General features: G+C 68.6%; 18 protein-coding genes. 3 read left to right on the top strand and 15 right to left on the bottom strand.

The features are described from left to right. The 4 genes from Q4I23_RS20690 to Q4I23_RS20675 all read right to left on the bottom strand — a co-directional run. On the bottom strand, nucleotides 1–267 hold a 267-nt coding region (locus Q4I23_RS20690; RefSeq protein ID WP_498527449.1), incomplete at its 3' end, for a chemotaxis protein CheW. Between the two features lie 22 nt (nucleotides 268–289). Beyond that, nucleotides 290–2,263, bottom strand: a complete 1,974-nt coding sequence (locus Q4I23_RS20685) for a methyl-accepting chemotaxis protein (RefSeq protein WP_498527448.1) — start codon at nucleotides 2,261–2,263, stop codon at nucleotides 290–292. Between the two features lie 89 nt (nucleotides 2,264–2,352). Beyond that, a complete protein-coding gene (locus tag Q4I23_RS20680; protein WP_498527447.1) occupies nucleotides 2,353–3,021 on the bottom strand; it encodes a chemotaxis protein CheC in 669 nt (222 codons plus the stop codon). Nucleotides 3,022–3,063: 42 nt separating this feature from the next. Further along, nucleotides 3,064–3,471 carry a response regulator transcription factor gene (locus Q4I23_RS20675; protein WP_454016485.1) on the bottom strand — a complete coding sequence of 136 codons (408 nt, stop codon included), beginning with the start codon at nucleotides 3,469–3,471 and terminating at the stop codon, nucleotides 3,064–3,066. A gap of 197 nt (nucleotides 3,472–3,668) precedes the next feature. On the opposite strand from Q4I23_RS20675, the gene Q4I23_RS20670 reads away from it, so the two are divergent. Together Q4I23_RS20670 and Q4I23_RS20665 are read left to right on the top strand one after the other, a co-directional pair. Further along, complete coding sequence (locus tag Q4I23_RS20670; RefSeq protein WP_247889784.1) at nucleotides 3,669–4,295, top strand: MarC family protein; 627 nt, start codon at nucleotides 3,669–3,671, stop codon at nucleotides 4,293–4,295. 22 nt (nucleotides 4,296–4,317) lie between these two features. After that, nucleotides 4,318–5,181: an aldose 1-epimerase family protein gene (locus Q4I23_RS20665; RefSeq protein WP_498527446.1), complete on the top strand. Its 864-nt coding sequence runs from the start codon at nucleotides 4,318–4,320 to the stop codon at nucleotides 5,179–5,181. 15 nt (nucleotides 5,182–5,196) lie between these two features. On the opposite strand, the gene gltA is transcribed toward Q4I23_RS20665, so the two are convergent. Together gltA and Q4I23_RS20655 are read right to left on the bottom strand one after the other, a co-directional pair. Further along, complete coding sequence (gltA, locus tag Q4I23_RS20660) at nucleotides 5,197–6,537, bottom strand: citrate synthase (protein WP_498527445.1); 1,341 nt, start codon at nucleotides 6,535–6,537, stop codon at nucleotides 5,197–5,199. 123 nt (nucleotides 6,538–6,660) lie between these two features. Beyond that, nucleotides 6,661–7,128, bottom strand: a complete 468-nt coding sequence (locus Q4I23_RS20655) for a flavodoxin family protein (protein WP_454016488.1) — start codon at nucleotides 7,126–7,128, stop codon at nucleotides 6,661–6,663. A gap of 49 nt (nucleotides 7,129–7,177) precedes the next feature. Here Q4I23_RS20655 and Q4I23_RS20650 point away from each other — a divergent pair, with 49 nt between their 5' ends. After that, a complete protein-coding gene (locus tag Q4I23_RS20650) occupies nucleotides 7,178–7,744 on the top strand; it encodes an AAA family ATPase (protein WP_498527444.1) in 567 nt (188 codons plus the stop codon). Here the strand turns inward: Q4I23_RS20650 and Q4I23_RS20645 are convergent. The 9 genes from Q4I23_RS20645 to glpD all read right to left on the bottom strand — a co-directional run. After that, nucleotides 7,734–8,507, bottom strand: a complete 774-nt coding sequence (locus Q4I23_RS20645; protein ID WP_454016490.1) for an SDR family NAD(P)-dependent oxidoreductase — start codon at nucleotides 8,505–8,507, stop codon at nucleotides 7,734–7,736. The two genes, Q4I23_RS20650 and Q4I23_RS20645, sit on opposite strands and share 11 nt — an antisense overlap. Nucleotides 8,508–8,519: 12 nt before the next feature. Continuing rightward, nucleotides 8,520–10,025 carry a glycerol kinase GlpK gene (gene glpK, locus Q4I23_RS20640; RefSeq protein WP_498527443.1) on the bottom strand — a complete coding sequence of 502 codons (1,506 nt, stop codon included), beginning with the start codon at nucleotides 10,023–10,025 and terminating at the stop codon, nucleotides 8,520–8,522. Nucleotides 10,026–10,179: 154 nt separating this feature from the next. Beyond that, nucleotides 10,180–11,934 (bottom strand): ABC transporter substrate-binding protein, encoded by a 1,755-nt coding sequence (locus Q4I23_RS20635; RefSeq protein WP_498527442.1) that lies wholly within the window; start codon nucleotides 11,932–11,934, stop codon nucleotides 10,180–10,182. A gap of 58 nt (nucleotides 11,935–11,992) precedes the next feature. Beyond that, a complete protein-coding gene (locus Q4I23_RS20630) occupies nucleotides 11,993–12,286 on the bottom strand; it encodes a DUF2160 domain-containing protein (protein ID WP_094306232.1) in 294 nt (97 codons plus the stop codon). A gap of 19 nt (nucleotides 12,287–12,305) precedes the next feature. After that, nucleotides 12,306–13,103 carry a carbohydrate ABC transporter permease gene (locus Q4I23_RS20625; protein ID WP_014242527.1) on the bottom strand — a complete coding sequence of 266 codons (798 nt, stop codon included), beginning with the start codon at nucleotides 13,101–13,103 and terminating at the stop codon, nucleotides 12,306–12,308. A 15-nt stretch (nucleotides 13,104–13,118) separates the two neighbouring features. Next, complete coding sequence (locus Q4I23_RS20620; RefSeq protein WP_059399526.1) at nucleotides 13,119–14,003, bottom strand: carbohydrate ABC transporter permease; 885 nt, start codon at nucleotides 14,001–14,003, stop codon at nucleotides 13,119–13,121. Next, complete coding sequence (locus Q4I23_RS20615; RefSeq protein ID WP_200475649.1) at nucleotides 14,003–15,091, bottom strand: ABC transporter ATP-binding protein; 1,089 nt, start codon at nucleotides 15,089–15,091, stop codon at nucleotides 14,003–14,005. The genes Q4I23_RS20620 and Q4I23_RS20615 overlap by 1 nt, the downstream gene beginning before the upstream one ends. 16 nt (nucleotides 15,092–15,107) lie before the next feature. Beyond that, complete coding sequence (locus Q4I23_RS20610; protein WP_498527441.1) at nucleotides 15,108–16,211, bottom strand: ABC transporter ATP-binding protein; 1,104 nt, start codon at nucleotides 16,209–16,211, stop codon at nucleotides 15,108–15,110. A gap of 67 nt (nucleotides 16,212–16,278) precedes the next feature. Beyond that, nucleotides 16,279–17,143: glycerol-3-phosphate dehydrogenase (gene glpD / locus Q4I23_RS20605; RefSeq protein WP_498527440.1), on the bottom strand; the 865-nt coding region annotated here is incomplete at its 5' end.

The following is a 17,143-nucleotide window of genomic DNA, read 5'->3' as shown; positions in this document are numbered from 1 at the left end:
GTTATAGTCTCGTGGGCTCGGAGATGTGTATAAGAGACAGGCCCCGGCCCCATCAAGGCCCAGGATCCGGCGCAGCCCGATGACTGGCAACACGGCGCCGTGCCGCCGGGCCAGCCCTTCCAGGCTGGGCGGTCCCAACGGGATGGGCACAAGCGCGGGCGGGCGCAGGATCTCCAGCACGCTGTCGAGCGGCAGGGCCAGCCCCATGCCGCCGACCGTGAAGAGGACGAAGGAACGCGCGCCGTCGCGGCGGATGATCGCGGCCATGGGTCGTCTCCCCGCCGGCCGGTCAGCCGGCCCCTTGCAGTTCTTCGGCCATGGCGGCGATCTCCTCGATGGCGGCGGCCAGTTCCTCGGCGCCCTTGGCCTGCTCCCGCGCGGCCTTGGCCGCCTCGTTGGCGGAGCGGTTGGCCTGGTTGGCCGCCACGGCGACCTGCTCCACACCCTTCTGCGCCTCCGCCACGGCGCGTTGCACCTCGCCGGCGTTCTCGACAATCTCGCGGCTGCCGGAGGTCACGGTGCGCAGGTCGGCGATGGCCGCGGCGAGGCTGCCGGCAAATTCCTGGTGGCGCAGGGACTGGCGGGCCGTCTCGGTCCCGATGTCCTCGATGTCGCGGCGGACGCGCCCGATCTGATCCTGGATGGCGTGGACGATGTCCTTCACCCGCTCCACATTCTCCGAGCTGTCGCGGGCGAGGTTGCGGATGTCGTTGCTGACGACGGTGAAGCCGCGCCCGAACTCCCCGGCCCGCGCCGCCTCGATGGAGCCGCTGACCGCCAGCATGCCGGTCTGGATGGCGATGATCGAGATCGCGTCGACCACCTTGTCGATGCGCCGCCCGATCTGCTCCATGGCGCCGATCCGCTCCACCGTGCGGCGGCTGGCGGCCACCGCCTCACCCACCCCGGCGGTCAGGGCGCCCACCATGTCCTGCGTCTCGGACAGCAGCGCCTCCAGCCCGACGCAGCGCTGAAGCGCATCCTCGGCGCGGCTGTGGCTGAGCCGAGCGCTGGCCTCGATCTCCGCGATGGCGCTGCTCGACTGGTGGGTCGCCGCCCCCTGAGCCTGGGCGCCGCGGGAGATCTGGGTGATCGCCGCCATGATCTGGGCAGCGGCGCGGTTGATCTCCTCGATGGCGGCGGAGAGCTGCTCGGCGGCGGAGGCGAGATCACCGGCGGCGCGATGGACGTCGGTGCTGCCGGTCAGCTCGTCGGCGAGGTCGGACAGCTGGCCGGCGGCCTGCTCGCTCTGGGCGAGCGCCTTGGCCTGCTCGCCGACCGTCTTCAGCGCCTCCTCGCTCGCCGCCGCCTGCTCCTCCGCGGCGGAGGCGACGCTTTCGGCACCGCGCTGCGCCTCACGTCCGGCCGAATCGGCCTCCAACGCGGCCTTGATGGTCTCCTGGGAGCCGCGGGCAATGTCACCCATGCCGTCACGCACCCGGTCGAGCTGGGTGGCGATCTGGCGCCCCCGCTCCACCTCGGTCTTGGACGCGTCGGCGCCGGCCACGATGCTCTCCGCGATGGCGCTCACCGCCTTCTGGATCTCCGCGACCATGCGGTTGATCTCGTTGGCGGAGCGTTCGGAGCGCTCGGCCAGGGCCTGCACCTCGTCGGCCACGACGGCGAAGCCGCGCCCGGCGTCACCCGCACGGGCGGCCTCGATGGCGGCGTTCAGCGCCAGGAGGTTGGTCTGGTCGGCCATGACCGCCACCCCTTCGACGATGGCGCCGATCTCCGCCGCCTGCCGCTCCAGGTCACGAACCAGCGCGACGGCGGCCTCCTGCCGCGCGGCGGCGCGGACCAGGCCATCGACGGAGGTGAGGATCTGGGCGCTGACATCCTTCATCAGCGCCTGCAGCGCCTCGATCCGCGACAGCGAGGCTTCGGCGTTGCCGCGCGCCCGCCCGATCAGGCTGGCGCTGCGGTCGATCATCCGCTGCGACTGCTGGGTGGCGCTCGCCGCCTCCTCCGCGCCGGCGGCCACCTGCTCCATCGCCTTGCGCAGTTCCTCGGCGGCGGCAGCGGCCTGGGTCACGCCGCTGGCAAGCTCGTTCGACGCGGCGGCGATGCCCTCCGCCGCCTTGCGCCGCCGGTTTCCGGCGCGGGCGCGCCGTCGCACCTCCGCCGCGCGACGGGTCGAGAGGGCGTTGTCGGGCGGACCGGGAAGACCGGCGTCATTGGGAAGCGCCACCGCGTCCTCGCCGGTGTCCGCGTCGCGGGAGGCGCTCGCCGTGTCGATCCGCTTCTTCTTGACCAAGGCCATGATCCAAACCCCCTACCCCGTGAGCCCGTGTTTCCCTATCGGGGACTCGTGTTGATTGGCGTGTGATGATTGCCGGTTGTTGCCCGCCCTCAGGCCAGCACCCGGCCGATGTAGCGCCCGATGGCCGACTTCAACTCCACCGCCGATCCAGCGTCGAGCGCCAGGACGACGGTCCCCTCGACATCGTGGGGCGGTGTGCGGAAGGTGACGTGGAGCAGGATGGCCTGCGCCTCCGCCGTCAGGGCGACGCCGCAGCGCTCCAGGAGATCGTCCCCCACGCCGCGCAAGACCTGCGGCAGGGTGGTGCCGACCGCGACGCCCAGCAGATTCCCCATGGAGGACAGGCAGCTGTTCAGCACGATGTTGCCGACCTCGGCCAGTGCCTCCTCCACCAGCTCCGCCGCGTCCTCCTTGGGGACGCCGGGCGGCAGCGCGGCCGCGGCCAGCGGCAGGCCGCTGCGTTCCGGCATCAGCAGGATGGCCGAACCGAGGAAGGCGCCGGACAGGCACTCCGTCACCGCGATCAGCTCCCCCGGCATCGCCGACCGAAGCAGGCCGCACACCCGGTCGCCGGGGACGAGGCTGACCATCGGCACGGAAATCTCCACCGGCCCGCCGATCATCCGGCTGAGCGCCGTGGACGCCCGGGCGACGCCGATGTTGCCCAGCTCCGTCAGCGCGTCGCGTTCCAGCTCGTCCAGACCAAAGCCGTTTGGGTCAATGCCGGCCGGGCCAGCGCCGCCTGGGTCAATGCCCATAGGGGTCGGGTCCATCGGCGCGCGCCGGCCGGACCGTGCCGGTCAACCGGCGTCCCCGCCGGCTGCATCGCTGGACAAAGGACGGCGCGGCAGGCTGGCGGCGGCCAGGAAGCGGGCCATCTGCTCCTCCTCCAGCGGCTTGGGCATGAAGGCGGCGCCCAGTGCGCGGATGCCGGACACCACCGAATCCTGGGCGTTGGCCGTGATGATGGCGACACGGATGTCCGGCTTCGCCTGCAGCAGTCGGGCGGCGGCCTCCAGGCCGTTGTCGCCGGGCATATTGAAGTCGATTATGGCGATATGGATATCACTTTCGTCGAGTTTTCCATAAAGCTCAGCGCTGTTCGCCGCCTCGATGACCGTCCAATCCGGCTTGTTCCGAAGTATTATGCCGCGGACATGCATGCGGGACAGCTTGCTGTCGTCCACGACGATTACGGTCTTGCTCAACGCCTGTGCTCCGGGAGGGGAGAAAATTTGAATTGTGAAACGATTATAGCCACCGGCACGCCACGCGCCAGCATGGATTGCAGTTCACATTCACCGTTTTTTTAACGCCGGTCCCGGCGCGCCTCCCCTTGGCCGCCCGCGGTGGCTTTGCTAACAGAAGGTGGGTCAACAGGGTCATGCCGTCCGGGGTTCCGTCCGTGGAAGATTTCATCAGCGCGCTCGTGGTGTTTCTCGTCGTGGTCGATCCGATCGGGCTGGTTCCGATCTATCTCGGCCTCACCCGCGGCTTCGACAGCCGGCGCAAGCGCACCATCGCCCTGCGCGGTCCGCTGATCAGCTTCGCCATCATCGTCTTCTTCGCCTATCTGGGCGAGCTGGTGTTGAATGCCCTGTCGATCGGCATGCCGGCCTTCCGCATCGCCGGCGGTGCGCTGCTGTTCTGGATCGCCTTCGAAATGCTGTTCCAACGCCGGGCCGAGCGCAAGGAGCGCACCGCCGACGACGCCCGGACGGAGGAGGAGGCCCACGATCTCGCCGTCTTCCCGCTGGCGATTCCGTTGATCGCCGGGCCGGGCGCCATCACCTCCACGCTGTTGCTGATGGACCGCTACGGCGCGACTCTGGGCGGCCAGGGCATGGTGCTGGGCGCCGCCGCGGTCGCCGTGGGCAGCGTCATGGCGCTGCTGGTCGTTGCCGATTTGGTGAACAAGCTGCTCGGCCGCACGGTGATCCACACGGTCAGCCGTGTTCTGGGCATTGTCCTGGCGGCGCTGGCCGCCCAGACGATCATCGAAGGCATCACCGCGGTCTATCCGCCCCACTGATCTTCACAAAGGACACAGCCCCATGGACCGGCACACGCTCAGCAACGGACGCCTCGGCGCCGCGATCAAGGCCGATGGGGCGGAGCTGTGCTCCCTGACCCTCGACGGGCGGGAACTGCTCTGGCAGGCCGGTCCGGAGTGGCCGCGCCACGCGCCGGTGCTGTTCCCGATCGTCGGCCGGCTGAAGGACGACACGCTGCGCCACGGCGGCCGGACCTACCGCATGACCCAGCACGGCTTCGCCCGCGACCGCCGCTTCGCCTGGGGGGAACACACCGCCACCCTCTGCCGCCTGTCGCTGTCCGACGACGCGCAGACCCGTGCGCTGTATCCCTTCGCCTTCCGTTTGGAGCTGATCTTCGAGCTGGACGCGGAAGGGCTGACCATCCGCCACCGCATCACCAATCCGGGCGATGAGACGATGCCTGCCTCGCTCGGCGTGCATCCGGCCTTTCTCTGGCCGTTGCAGGACAACGTTCCAAAGGAGGCGCACGAGCTTCTGTTCGAAACCGACGAGCCCGAACCGATCCGCCGCGTCGATGGCGGCCTGCTGTCGCCCCATCCGGAGCCGACGCCCATCGAGGGACGCCGCCTGCCGCTGAGCGAGGGTTTGTTCACGCGGGACGCGGTGATCCTCGACCGGCCAGCCAGCCGTTCCGTCCGCTACGGCGCGCCCGGCACCCCGACCCTTACCATGTCCTGGGAGGGGTTCCGGGAACTGGGCATCTGGTCGAAGCCAACCGGCGCGCCCTTCCTGTGCATCGAGCCCTGGCACGGCCACGCCTCCCCGGCGGATTTCGACGGGGAGTTCGCGGACAAGCCGGGGCTGCTGCATCTCGCCCCCGGAGCGATGCGGGAGCTGAGCTACCGCATCGCCGTGGGATAAGGGACCGGCGTTCCGTCAGCCGCGCTTGTTCAGCGGAACGAAGGCGCGGCCCGGATTGCCGGTGTAGAGCTGACGGGGGCGCCCGATCTTCTGCTGCGGGTCCTCGATCATCTCCTGCCACTGGGAAATCCAGCCGACGGTGCGGGCCAGCGCGAACAGCACGGTGAACATACTGGTCGGGAAGCCCATCGCCTTCAGGATGATGCCCGAGTAGAAGTCGACGTTGGGATACAGCTTCTTCTCGACGAAGTAGGGGTCCTCCAGCGCGATCTTCTCCAGCTCCATCGCGATGGCGAGGTGCGGTTCGTCCTTGATGCCCAGCACGTCCAGAACCTCGTAGCAGGTCTGGCGCATGATCTTGGCGCGCGGGTCGTAGTTCTTGTAGACCCGGTGCCCGAAGCCCATCAGGCGGAAGGGATCGTTCTTGTCCTTGGCGCGCTTGATGAATTCGGGGATGCGCTCGACCGTGCCGATCTCCTCCAGCATCAGCAGCACGGCCTCATTGGCGCCGCCGTGGGCCGGACCCCACAGCGCCGCGATGCCCGAGGCGATGCAGGCGAAGGGATTGGCGTGCGACGAGCCGGCCAGACGCACGGTGGAGGTCGAGGCGTTCTGCTCGTGGTCGGCGTGCAGGATGAAGATCTTGTCCATGGCGCGGGCCAGGACCGGATCGACTTTCCAGGTCTCGCACGGCGTCCCGAAGGTCATGTAGAGAAAGTTTTCCGCGTAGCTGAGGTCGTTGCGCGGATACATGAAGGGCTGGCCGACCGAGTATTTGTAGGCCATGGCGGCCATAGTCGGCATCTTGGCGATCAGCCGGTGCGCGGCGATCATCCGCTGGCGCGGGTCGAGGATGTCCGTCGAGTCGTGGTAGAAGGCCGACAGCGCGCCGGTCACGCCGCACATCACCGCCATGGGGTGAGCGTCGCGGCGGAACCCGCTGTAGAAGCGGCTCAACTGCTCGTGCACCATGGTGTGGTAGGTGATGGTGCGCTCGAAATCCTCCTTCTGCTGCGGATTCGGCAGCTCGCCGCGCAGCAGGAGGTGGCAGACCTCCAGATAATCACAGTTCTCCGCCAGATACTGGATGGCGTAGCCGCGGTGCAGGAGGATGCCTTCGTCGCCGTCGATGTAGGTGATCGCCGACTCGCAGCTCGCCGTGGAGGTGAAGCCGGGATCGAAGGTGAAATAGCCGGTTTCCGCGTAGAGCTTGCGCACGTCGATGGCGCGCGGGCCGGTTTCGCCTTCCAGCAGCGGCAGCTTGACGGTTTTTCCGGTCGTGTCGTCGGTGACCGTGATGGTCCCGACCTGTTTGACCTCGCCGCGCCAGACCGGCCGGCCCTTGCTGCTCTCCATCGGCCCCTCCTTATGCACGCGTCATCGGGCGTGACGCTGTTTCGTTGCACGTAGGAGACTGTATGAATGGGGGGTGTCGTCAATAGCACTCCCGATAGATGCCACCCCACCGGGCATAGGCCATCAGAAAATCCCCGCCTCCAGCCCGGCGGCCATCAGCAGCCCCAGCTCCGCACAGGAGGCGGCGAAATCGTCGCGGTACGGGCCGCGGCAGACCAGCGGTTCCTGCACCGGACGCCAGCGCAGCCCCGTCGCGATGGAGGCGACGGCGCGGCAGGTCCCCGTCCCGTCATGGCCCGCCCGGACGAACAGCGCGTAGGGCAGCCCCTGCGTGCGCTCCAGGCAGGGGTAATAGCTGCGGTCGAAGAAATCCTTGAGCGCCCCGCTCATGTACCCCAGATTCTCAGTCGTTCCGAGGATCACGCCCTGCGACTCCAGCACGTCCTCCGGCCCGGCCTCCAGCGGTGGTTTCGCCACCACCTCCACCCCCTGCACCTCCGGCGACCGCGCCCCGCGCAGCACGGCGTCCAGCAACGCCCGCGTGTTGGGCGACGGGCAGTGGGCGACGACGAGGAGGCGTTTGGGCGGCATGATTCGTCCTTTCCACGGCGACTGTACCAACAACACAGGAAGACGTCCCATGAGCGAAGACGCGCGCCGCTTCGTCGTCGTCACGGGTGGCCCGGGCTCCGGAAAGAGCACCCTGATCGACGCGCTGGCCAGCGAAGGCCACGCCCACAGCGTGGAGGCGGGCCGCGCCATCATCCAGGACCAGATGTCCATCGGCGGGCCGGCGCTGCCCTGGATCGACCCGTCGGCCTTCGCGGAGCTGATGCTGTGCTGGGAAGTGCGCTCCCTCCGCCTCGCGCGGGAGCAGGCGGGAACGGTCTTCTTCGACCGCGGCATCCCGGACGTCATCGGCTATCTGCGCCTGATGAAGCGTCCGGTGCCCGCGCATCTGGAAACAGCGGCCCGCCGCTTCCGCTATCACCGAACCGTCTTCATAGCGCCGCCCTGGCCGGAGATTTTCGGGCCGGACACCGAGCGCCTGCAGACACTGGCCGAAGCCGTGGCGACCCACGACGCCATGGTCGAGACCTACGGCGGGCTGGGTTACGAGCTGGTCGAACTGCCCAAGGCGCCGGTGGCGGAGCGGCTGCGCTTCGTCCTGGACCGGCTTGGCCAACCGGAGCCGCTCACGCCATGAGTTGGCCGCCGTTCACCTCGATCACCTGACCGGTGATGTAGCCGCTGAGCGCCTCCGAGGCCAGAAACAGATAGGCGCCGACGCAGTCCTCCGCCGTGCCCAGCCGGCCCAGCGGGATGCGCGCCGCCGTCGCCGCCAGCTTCTCCGGCGAGGAGTAGCGCTGGTGGAAGTCGGTGTCGATGGTGCCGGGCGAGACGGCGTTGACGCGGATACGGTCCGGCGCCAGCTCCGCCGCCAGGGAGCGGGTGAAGGTCGAGACAAAGGCCTTCGACGCGCTGTAGATCGAGGAACCGGGGCTGCCCCCGGTGCGGGCCGAGATGGAGACGGTGTTGACGATGGCCCCGCCCCCGGAGGCGCGCAGGGCCGGCAGGGCGCGCCGGCAGGCCACGACGACGGAACGCAGGTTGAGGTCGATCACCTCGTCCAGGAAATCGTCGCCGATCCGCTCCAGCGGCACCCGCCCGACCATGGTGCCGGCGTTGTTGACGAGGATGTCCAGCCCGCCCAGCGCCTGCACCGCCGCGTCCACCGCCGACTCCACGGCGCGCGGGTTGCGGAAGTCGCCCGTGACGGCGTAGACCTCCGTCCCGCCCGCCGTGAGGGCGAGCGCCAGCCTCGCCGCGGCATCGCTGCCGCCCGACCCGTGGAGCGCCACCCGCGCGCCCAGGCTGGCGAAGGCGGTGCCCACCGCCGCCCCGATGCCCCGGCTGCTTCCGGTCACCAGCACGCGCTTGCCGCGCAGATCCTCGCCCAACAGAGTCATGGCCCCTATCCCTCAGCGTTCGCGGCGCACGCGGCGCACGGCGTCCAGCCATCCCTCGTACAGGCGGACGCGCTTGGCCGCGTCCATTCGCGGCTCGAACCGGCGGTCGCAGCGCCAGGCGCCGGCCAACGCCGCCTGATCGCGATAGACCCCCGCCTTCAGCCCGGCCAGCCCGGCAGCGCCCAGCGCGGTCGTCTCGATCACCGCCGGGCGTTCCACCGGCAGGTCCAGCACATCGGCCAGGAACTGGCACAGCCAGTCGTTCGCCGCCATGCCGCCGTCCACCCGCAGCGCGTCGGAGGTCGCCTTGTGCGAGGCCGACCAGTCGGAGACCATGGCGTCGCGCAGGTCGCGCGTCTGGAAGGCCACGGCCTCCAGCGCGGCGCGGGCGATGTGGGCTGGGCCGGCGTCCAGCGTCAGGCCGAAGACGGCGGCGCGGGCCTCGGGGTCCCAATGGGGGGCGCCCAGGCCCACGAAGGCCGGCACCAGATAGACGCCGTGGCTGTCCGGTACGCGGGTCGCCATGTCGTCGGTCTGGGAGGCGTGGGTGATGATCCCCAGCCCGTCGCGCAGCCACTTGATGGCCGCCCCGGCGATGAAGATGGAGCCCTCCAACGCGTAGGTCGTCCGCCCGTCTAGCCGATAGGCGACGGTGGTCAGCATGTTGGAGCGCGACTCCACCGGCTCGTCGCCGGTGTTCAGCAGGGCGAAGCAGCCGGTGCCGTAGGTGGACTTCACCATGCCCGGCTCGAAGCAGGCCTGACCGAAGGTCGCCGCCTGCTGGTCGCCGGCGATGCCGGTGATCGGGATGGCGCGGCCCAGCAGGTCCGGTTCGGTCGCGCCGAACTCGGCGCTGCTGTCCAGCACCTCCGGCATCATGGCGCGGGGGATGCGGAACAGGGCGAGAAGCTCGTCGTCCCAGTCCTGGCGGTGGATGTCGAAAACCATGCTGCGCGAGGCGTTGGTCGCGTCGGTGGCGTGCACACGCCCACCGGTCAGCCGGTGCAGCAGGAAGCTGTCGATGGTGCCGAAACAAAGCTCGCCCCGCTCCGCCCGCTCCCGCGCGCCGGGGACATGGTCGAGAATCCAGGCGATCTTGGTGGCGGAGAAGTAGGAATCGATCAGCAGCCCGGTCTTGCGCCGCACCAGCGGCCCGCAGCCCTCCTCCACCAGCTTGCGGCAGAGGTCGGAGGTGCGGCGGTCCTGCCAGACGATGGCGCGGTGCACCGGCTCACCCGTGCTGCGATCCCAGACGACGGTGGTTTCGCGCTGGTTGGTGATGCCGATGGCGGCGATGTCCGTAGCGCTCAGCCCGGCTTCGTCCACGGCGCCCCGCATCACCGCCACGGTGTCGCGCCAGATATCCTCTGGATCGTGTTCCACCCAGCCGTCGGCGGGATAATGCTGCGCGAACTCGCGCCGGGCCACCCCGGCGGGAACGCCCCGCCGGTCGAAGACGATGGCGCGGGTGGAGGTGGTGCCCTGATCGATGGCGAGGACGTGGCCGGCTTCAGACATGGTCTTTCCTATGGTCTCGTTCGTTCCCTCTCCCCTCTGGGGAGAGGGTTGGGGTGAGGGGGTTGCGCTTTTGCCGGACGTACCGCCATGCACATCCCCCTCACCCTCCCCTCTCCCCAGAGGGGAGAGGGTTATTTTGTGGGCTATTATACCGTCACTGCGCCATCGCGGCCTTCTTCGGCGGCGAGGCCGGCCAGGACTTGATGAGCTGGTCGTAGTCCACCGTCTCGCCCTTGGGCTTCTCGTTGGACAGCTTGCGCTGCGGCGCGGTGGTGCCGTCCTTCTCGGCCTTGGCGAACCAGAACTCCGCCGACTCCTTCTTGTTCAGCTTCGGCCCGCATTCGCCCTGCACGCCCGACCGCTCCAGCCGTTCCATCACCGAGTCCTGGGCCGCTGCCAGCGCGTCCATGGCCGCCTGCGGCGTCTTGGCGCCCGACGAAGCGTCGCCGATGTTCTGCCACCAGAGCTGCGCCAGCTTCGGGTAATCCGGCACGTTCACGCCGGTCGGCGTCCACTGCACGCGCGCGGGAGAGCGGTAGAACTCGACCAGCCCGCCCAGCTTCGGCGCGCGCTCGGTGAAGCTCTTGTCCCAGATGTCGCTTTCCCGGATGAAGGTGAGGCCGACATGGCTCTTCTTCAGGCTGACCGACTTCGCCATGGTAAACTGGGCGTAGAGCCACGCCGCCTTGCGGCGGTCCACCGGGGTGGATTTCAGCAGAGTCCAGGAACCGGCGTCCTGGTAGCCCAACTTCATGCCGTCCTTCCAATAGGCGCCCTTGGGCGACGGGGCCATGCGCCATTTCGGCGTGCCGTCGGCGTTCACCACCGGCAGGCCGTCCTTCACCATGTCGGCGGTGAAGGCGGTGTACCAGAACATCTGCTGCGCGACGTTGCCCTGGGCCGGCACCGGGCCGGATTCGGAGAAGGTCATGCCGGCGGCCTGCGGCGGCGCGTATTTCTTCAGCCATTCCACGTATTTGGTGACCGAGTAGACGGCGGCCGGGCCGTTGGTGTCGCCGCCCCGCTCGACGGAGGAGCCGACCGGGCGGCAGCCCTCCATGCGGATGCCCCACTCGTCCACCGGCTTGCCGTTGGGCAGGCCCTTGTCGCCGTTGCCGGCCATCGATAGCCACGCGTCGGTGAAGCGCCAGCCCAGCGACGGGTCCTTCTTGCCGTAGTCCATGTGGCCGTAGACCTTGACGCCGTCGATCTCCTTCACGTCGTTGGTGAAGAACTCCGCGATGTCCTCATAGGCCGACCAGTTGACCGGGACGCCCAGATCGTAGCCATACTTGGCCTTGAACTTCGCCTTGATGTCCGGGTTGGTGAACCAGTCGTAGCGGAACCAGTAGAGGTTGGCGAACTGCTGGTCGGGGAGCTGGTAGAGCTTGCCGTCAGGCGCCGTGGTGAAGGACTTGCCGATGAAGTCGTTCACGTCTAGCGTCGGCAGGGTCACATCCTTGCCCTCCCCCTCCATCCAGTCGGTGAGGGGAACCACCTGCTTGTAGCGGAAATGGGTGCCGATCAGGTCGCTGTCGTTGATCCAGGCGTCGTAGATGTTCTTGCCGGACTGCATCTGAGTCTGGATCTTCTCGACCACGTCGCCTTCCTGGATCAGGTCGTGGCGCAGCTTGATGCCCGTGATCTCGCTGAAGGCCTTAGCGAGCGTCCGGGCCTCGTACTCATGGGTGGTGATGGTTTCGGAGACGACGTTGATCTCCATGCCGGCGAAGGGCTTGGCGGCGTCGATGAACCACTGCATTTCCTTCAGCTGATCCTCCTTCGACAGGGTCGAAGGCTGGAACTCGCTGTCGATCCAGCGCTTGGCCGCCTCGATGTCGGCGAAGGCCGGGGCCGATGACAGAAGAAGCGCCGCCGCGGATGCGGAGGCGAGATACAGGGTACGCATCGTTTATTCCTCCCGTTTCCATTGTTTTAGGCCCGTTCCGGCCGGCACAGGCCGGCCGTCACACCCAGCGGAAGACCGCCGCGGCGTAGAGAAGCGAAAGCGCGGTCGCGTACTGCACCTCCCCGCCCACCAGCCCCAGCCAGGCGAGGTGGATGAAGGCGCTGCCGAGCAGCGTGATGAACAGCCGGTCGCCGCGCGTCGTGGTGATGCCCAGAACGCCGGGGCGCGCCACCTCCGGCCGGTTGAGCGCCAGGACGGTCAGCAGGGTCAGCAGCCCGGCGATGACGGCGAAGAAGGCGCCGGTCTGCCAGGTCCAGGCCATCCAGGCGAGATGTTCGGTGACGGTGTCCATGGCGGCGTCCTCCCTCCCGTCAGACGCGGCCCAGGGCGAAGCCCTTGGCGATGTAGTTGCGCACGAACCAGATCACCAGCGCGCCGGGCAGGATGGTCAGCACCCCCGCCGCCGCCAGCAGCCCCCAATCCATGCCGGAGGCCGAGACGGTGCGCGTCATCGTCGCCGCGATGGGCTTGGCGTCCACCGAGGTCAGCGTGCGCGCCAGCAGCAGTTCGACCCAGCTGAACATGAAGCAGAAGAAGGCGGTGACGCCGATCCCGCTGGCCACCAGCGGCATGAAGATCTTCACGAAGAAACGCGGAAAGCTGTAGCCGTCGAGATAGGCGGTCTCGTCGATCTCCCGCGGTACCCCGGACATGAAGCCTTCCAGGATCCACACCGCCAGCGGCACGTTGAACAGGCAGTGGGCCAGCGCCACGGCCAGCGGCGTGTCGAACAGCCCGATGGCGGAATAGAGGTTGAAGAACGGCAGCGCGAAGACCGCCGCCGGGGCCATACGGTTGGACAGCAGCCAGAAGAACAGATGCTTGTCGCCGACGAAGCGGTAGCGCGAGAAGGCGTAGGCTGCCGGCAGGGCCAGCGCGATCGACAGCACCGTGTTCAGCGCCACATATTGCAGCGAGTTCAGATAGCCCGAATACCAGGACGAATCGGTGAAGATCCGCCGGTAGTTCTCGAAGGTCAAAGTGTGGGGCCACAGCGTCAGGCCACTGACGATCTCGGTGTTCGTCTTCAGGCTCATGTTCACGAGCCAGTAGATCGGCAGCATCAGGAACAGGATGTAGAGCGTGAGGACGATCCGTGCGCGCAGCATGGCCCGTTTCCTTTGCTAATTCCGTTGCGCGTCCATGCGGGTCATGACCGTGTAGAAGACCCAGCAGACCGCCAGGATGATCAGGTTGTAGACGATGGACAGGGCCGCGGCCTTGCCCAGGTCGAACTGCCCCAGCGCCAGCTTCACAAGGTCGATCGACACGAAGGTGGTCGAGTTGCCGGGGCCGCCGCCGGTCACCACGAAGGGCTCGGTGTAGATCATGAAGCTGTCCATGAAACGCAGCAGCACGGCGATCAGCAGCACCCGGTGCATCTTCGGCAATTGGATGTTGCGGAACACCGCCCAGCGCGAGGCCCCGTCGATGCGGGCCGCCTGGTAGAAGGCGTCGGGGATGGAACGCAGGCCGGCGTAGCAGAGCAGCGCCACCAGCGAGGTCCAGTGCCAGACGTCCATCGTCACGATGGTCACCCAGGCCGACAGCGGGTCCGCCGTGTAGTTGTAGGGAATGCCCAGCCGGTTGACCGCCCAGCCCAGCAGGCCGATGTCCTCGCGGGCGAAGATCTGCCAGATGGTGCCGACGACGTTCCACGGGATCAGCAGCGGCAGCGCCAGCACCACCAGCGTCGCCGCCACCCGCCAGCCGTGGCGCGGCATGCTCAGCGCCACGGCGATGCCCAGCGGCACCTCGATCAGCAGGATCAGCAGCGAGAACAGCAGGTTGCGCCACAGCGCGTCGAAGAAGCGTCCGCCGAGGTCGGTGGAGGGGTCGAGAAGCTCCTGGTACCAGCCGATGCCGTTCCAGAAGAACTGATTGTTCCCGAAGGTGTCCTGCACCGAGTAGTTGACCACCGTCATCAGCGGCAGGATGGCCGAGAAGGCGACGATCAGCAGCACCGGCAGGACCAGCAGCCAGGCCCCCTGGTTGACGGGCTTGTCCATCACGCCGCCTCCCCTTCCACGAGCGTTCCGTCCGCGTAGACATGCACCATGGCGGGGTCGAGCAGCAGCGACGCCTCGTCTCCCGCCAGCGTCAGATCCTCCGGCACCGTCGCCGCCATGGGCAGGCCCGACAGCTCCACCCGCGCGATGCGCGTGCGCCCCAGATCGTCCAGCCGGCGTACCCGCACCGGCACGCCGCCGGCCCCGGCGGGCGCGAGCGTGGCGAATTCCGGCCGCACGCCGATCTCGATCTTTGCTCCGCCATTCAGGGCGGGATAGCCGCGGCGCAGCGCGATGACGTGCCCGCCGACCCGCGCGGCGCGGCCCGACACCTCCGCTGGCAGGACGTTCATGCCCGGCGACCCGATGAAATGGCCGACGAAGACGTGAGCGGGCCGCTCGAACAGCTCCTGCGGACGGCCGACCTGGACGACGCGCCCGTCATGCATCACCACCACCTTGTCGGCGAAGGTCAACGCCTCCGTCTGGTCGTGGGTCACGTAGATCATCGTCAGGTCGAGCGCGCGGTGCAGCGCCTTCAGCTTCGACCGCAGCTCCCATTTCAGATGGGGGTCGATGACGGTCAGCGGCTCGTCGAACAGGATGGCCGCCACGTCCGGACGGACCAGCCCGCGCCCCAGCGAAATCTTCTGCTTGGCATCGGCGGTCAGGTTCCGCCCGCGCCGGTTCAGGTCGGCCGTCAGGTCGAGCAGCCCGGCGATCTCCCGCACCCGCGCGTCGAGCGGCGCCCCGCGCAGGCCGCGGTTGCGCAGCGGGAAGGCGAGGTTCTCGTAGACCGTCATGGTGTCGTAGACGACGGGGAACTGGAACACCTGGGCGATGTTGCGCGCCTCGGTCGGCAGCGCCGTCACGTCCTTGCCGTCGAACAGCACCCGCCCCTCGCTGGGGGTCAGCAGGCCGGAGATGATGTTGAGAAGCGTTGTCTTGCCGCAGCCCGACGGCCCGAGCAGCGCGTAGGCCCCGCCCTGCTCCCACACATGGGTCATCGGCTTCAGCGCGTAGTCGTCGTCGCCTTTGGGATTGGATGTGTAGCTGTGGCCGAGGGATTGAAGGTCGATGCGCGCCATGCCGTCCGCCCTCCCGTCACGCCGCCATGACCAGCGGCGGCGCCGCGGCCAGCCGCCCGTCATGGCCGAACACGAACAGCCGCCGCGGGTCGATGAAACAGTCGATCCGCTCGCCCGGCTCGACCTCCAGCACGCCCCGCGTGACGGCCACCCAGCGGTCGGTTCCGCCATCGGTGCGCGGCAGGTCGATGTGGACGAAGCTCTCCGAGCCGGTGATCTCGCTGACCGCCACCGCACCGCTCAGGGACATCGCGTCGGCGTGGGGCCGCGTCAGGTGCAGGTGGTCGGCGCGGAAGCCGATGGTGTAGTCGTCGTCCGGCAACTCCGCCAGAACGCCGCGGGCCGGCCCGTGCTCGCCGGTCGCCAGAACGATCTGCAAGCCGCGCTTGTGCACCCGCATGGTGTTGAGCGGCGGGTCGGAGAAGACCCGCGCGCTGGTCAGGTTGGCCGGGCGGCGATAGACGTCCGGGGTGCGCCCGAACTGCGCCAGCCGCCCCTCCCACAGCGTCGCCGTGTTGCCGCGCAGCAGCAGCGCCTCCGCCGGCTCCGTCGTCGCGTAGACGAAGACGGCGCCGGTCGCGGCGAAGATCTTCGGCAGCTCCTCCCGCAGCTCCTCGCGCAGCTTGTAATCCAGGTTGGCCAGCGGCTCGTCGAGCAGGACGAGCTGCGCCTCCTTGACCAGGGCGCGGGCGATGGCGGTGCGCTGCTGCTGGCCGCCGGAGAGCTGCTGCGGCGTGCGCTGCAGGTAGGGCTCCAGCTTCAGCAGGCGGGCGGCCTCCCGCACCTTGCGGTCGATCTCCTCCTTGGGCCGGCGGGCCACCCGCAGGGGCGAGGCGATGTTTTCGTAGACGGTCAGGGAGGGGTAGTTGATGAACTGCTGGTAGACCATGGCGACGGAGCGTTCGCGGACATGCCGCCCCGTCACGTCCACCCCGTCGACCAGCACGCGCCCGGCGCTGGGCACGTCCAGCCCGGCCATCAGCCGCATCAGCGACGTCTTGCCCGACAGGGTCGGCCCCAGCAGAACGTTCAGCGACCCGCGCTCCAGGCTCAGCGACACGTTCTCCAGGTGAACGTGGCCGCCGACATGCCTGCTGACCTTGTCCAGAACCAAGCCCACCGGCTTTCCTCCCCAATATTCATTTTTTCTTTATTGAGATGGTTCTTGTCGCCCTTTTTTCAGCCCACTATTCGGCAGCGTCGGATGCCCTCTCCCTGCGGCTGCGCTCCTCCGTCATGAAGGCGTCGAGCGCCTGCGCCTGGGCGGCGTCCAGCCGCAGCCCCAGCTTGGTCCGGCGCCACAGCACGTCCTCGGCGTTCTCCGCCCATTCCTCCGTCATCAGGTAGCGGACCTCGGCTTCGGTCAGGGTCCCGCCGAAGTCGCGGCCCAGATCCTCCGGCCGCGCGGCGCTGTCGAGGATCCGGCGGGCGCGGGTGCCGTAGGTGCGCGCCAGCCGCTCCAGATGCGGCTGGGTCAGGAAGGGCGCCCGCCCGCGCAGTTCGGAAACCAGCGCCGCAACGCCGTCCGCCGGGAAATCGCCGCCCGGCAGGGTCCCGGCGCTGCTCCAGTCCGACGCGCCCGGGGCGAGCTTCGGCAGGAAGGGCGCCAGCTTGGCGATCGCCGCGTCGGCCAGACGGCGGTAGGTGGTGATCTTGCCCCCGAAGATGTTGAGCAGCGCCGCCTTGCCATCGCCCGGCGCGTCGAGCGCCAGCACGTAGTCGCGGGTCGCCGCCTGCGCCGTCGAGGCGCCGTCGTCGTAGAGCGGGCGGACGCCGGAATAGGTCCACACCACGTCGGCCGGGGTCACCGGCTTGGCGAAATAGTCCCCGGCGGCGGCGCAGAGATAGGCGATCTCCGCCTCCGACGCGCGGACCTCCGCCGGATCGCCCTGATAGTCATTGTCGGTGGTGCCGATCAGTGTGAAGTCGCGCTCGTAGGGGATGGCGAAGACGATGCGCTTGTCGGCGTTCTGGAAGATGTAGCAACGATCGTGGTCGAACAGCTTCGGCACCACGATGTGCGAGCCTTGGACCAGACGGATGCGCGCGTCC

The sequence above is a fragment of the Azospirillum sp. UFLA03-27 genome (assembly GCF_059803775.1).
Note: the sequence above shows the minus strand (reverse complement) of the source record. Positions and strands in the feature narration are given on the sequence as shown.

Coding starts and splice junctions, on each gene's coding strand:
- gltA (WP_498527445.1), bottom strand. CDS start 6,537: ATGGAGAGCAGCAAGGGCCGGCCGGTCTGGCGCGGCGAGGTCAAACAG.
- Q4I23_RS20625 (WP_014242527.1), bottom strand. CDS start 13,103: ATGCTGCGCGCACGGATCGTCCTCACGCTCTACATCCTGTTCCTGATG.
- Q4I23_RS20645 (WP_454016490.1), bottom strand. CDS start 8,507: ATGACTCTGTTGGGCGAGGATCTGCGCGGCAAGCGCGTGCTGGTGACC.
- Q4I23_RS20655 (WP_454016488.1), bottom strand. CDS start 7,128: ATGCCGCCCAAACGCCTCCTCGTCGTCGCCCACTGCCCGTCGCCCAAC.
- Q4I23_RS20630 (WP_094306232.1), bottom strand. CDS start 12,286: ATGGACACCGTCACCGAACATCTCGCCTGGATGGCCTGGACCTGGCAG.
- Q4I23_RS20635 (WP_498527442.1), bottom strand. CDS start 11,934: ATGCGTACCCTGTATCTCGCCTCCGCATCCGCGGCGGCGCTTCTTCTG.
- Q4I23_RS20665 (WP_498527446.1), top strand. CDS start 4,318: ATGGACCGGCACACGCTCAGCAACGGACGCCTCGGCGCCGCGATCAAG.
- glpK (WP_498527443.1), bottom strand. CDS start 10,025: ATGTCTGAAGCCGGCCACGTCCTCGCCATCGATCAGGGCACCACCTCC.
- Q4I23_RS20615 (WP_200475649.1), bottom strand. CDS start 15,091: ATGGCGCGCATCGACCTTCAATCCCTCGGCCACAGCTACACATCCAAT.
- Q4I23_RS20650 (WP_498527444.1), top strand. CDS start 7,178: ATGAGCGAAGACGCGCGCCGCTTCGTCGTCGTCACGGGTGGCCCGGGC.
- Q4I23_RS20685 (WP_498527448.1), bottom strand. CDS start 2,263: ATGGCCTTGGTCAAGAAGAAGCGGATCGACACGGCGAGCGCCTCCCGC.
- Q4I23_RS20620 (WP_059399526.1), bottom strand. CDS start 14,003: ATGGACAAGCCCGTCAACCAGGGGGCCTGGCTGCTGGTCCTGCCGGTG.
- Q4I23_RS20680 (WP_498527447.1), bottom strand. CDS start 3,021: ATGGGCATTGACCCAGGCGGCGCTGGCCCGGCCGGCATTGACCCAAAC.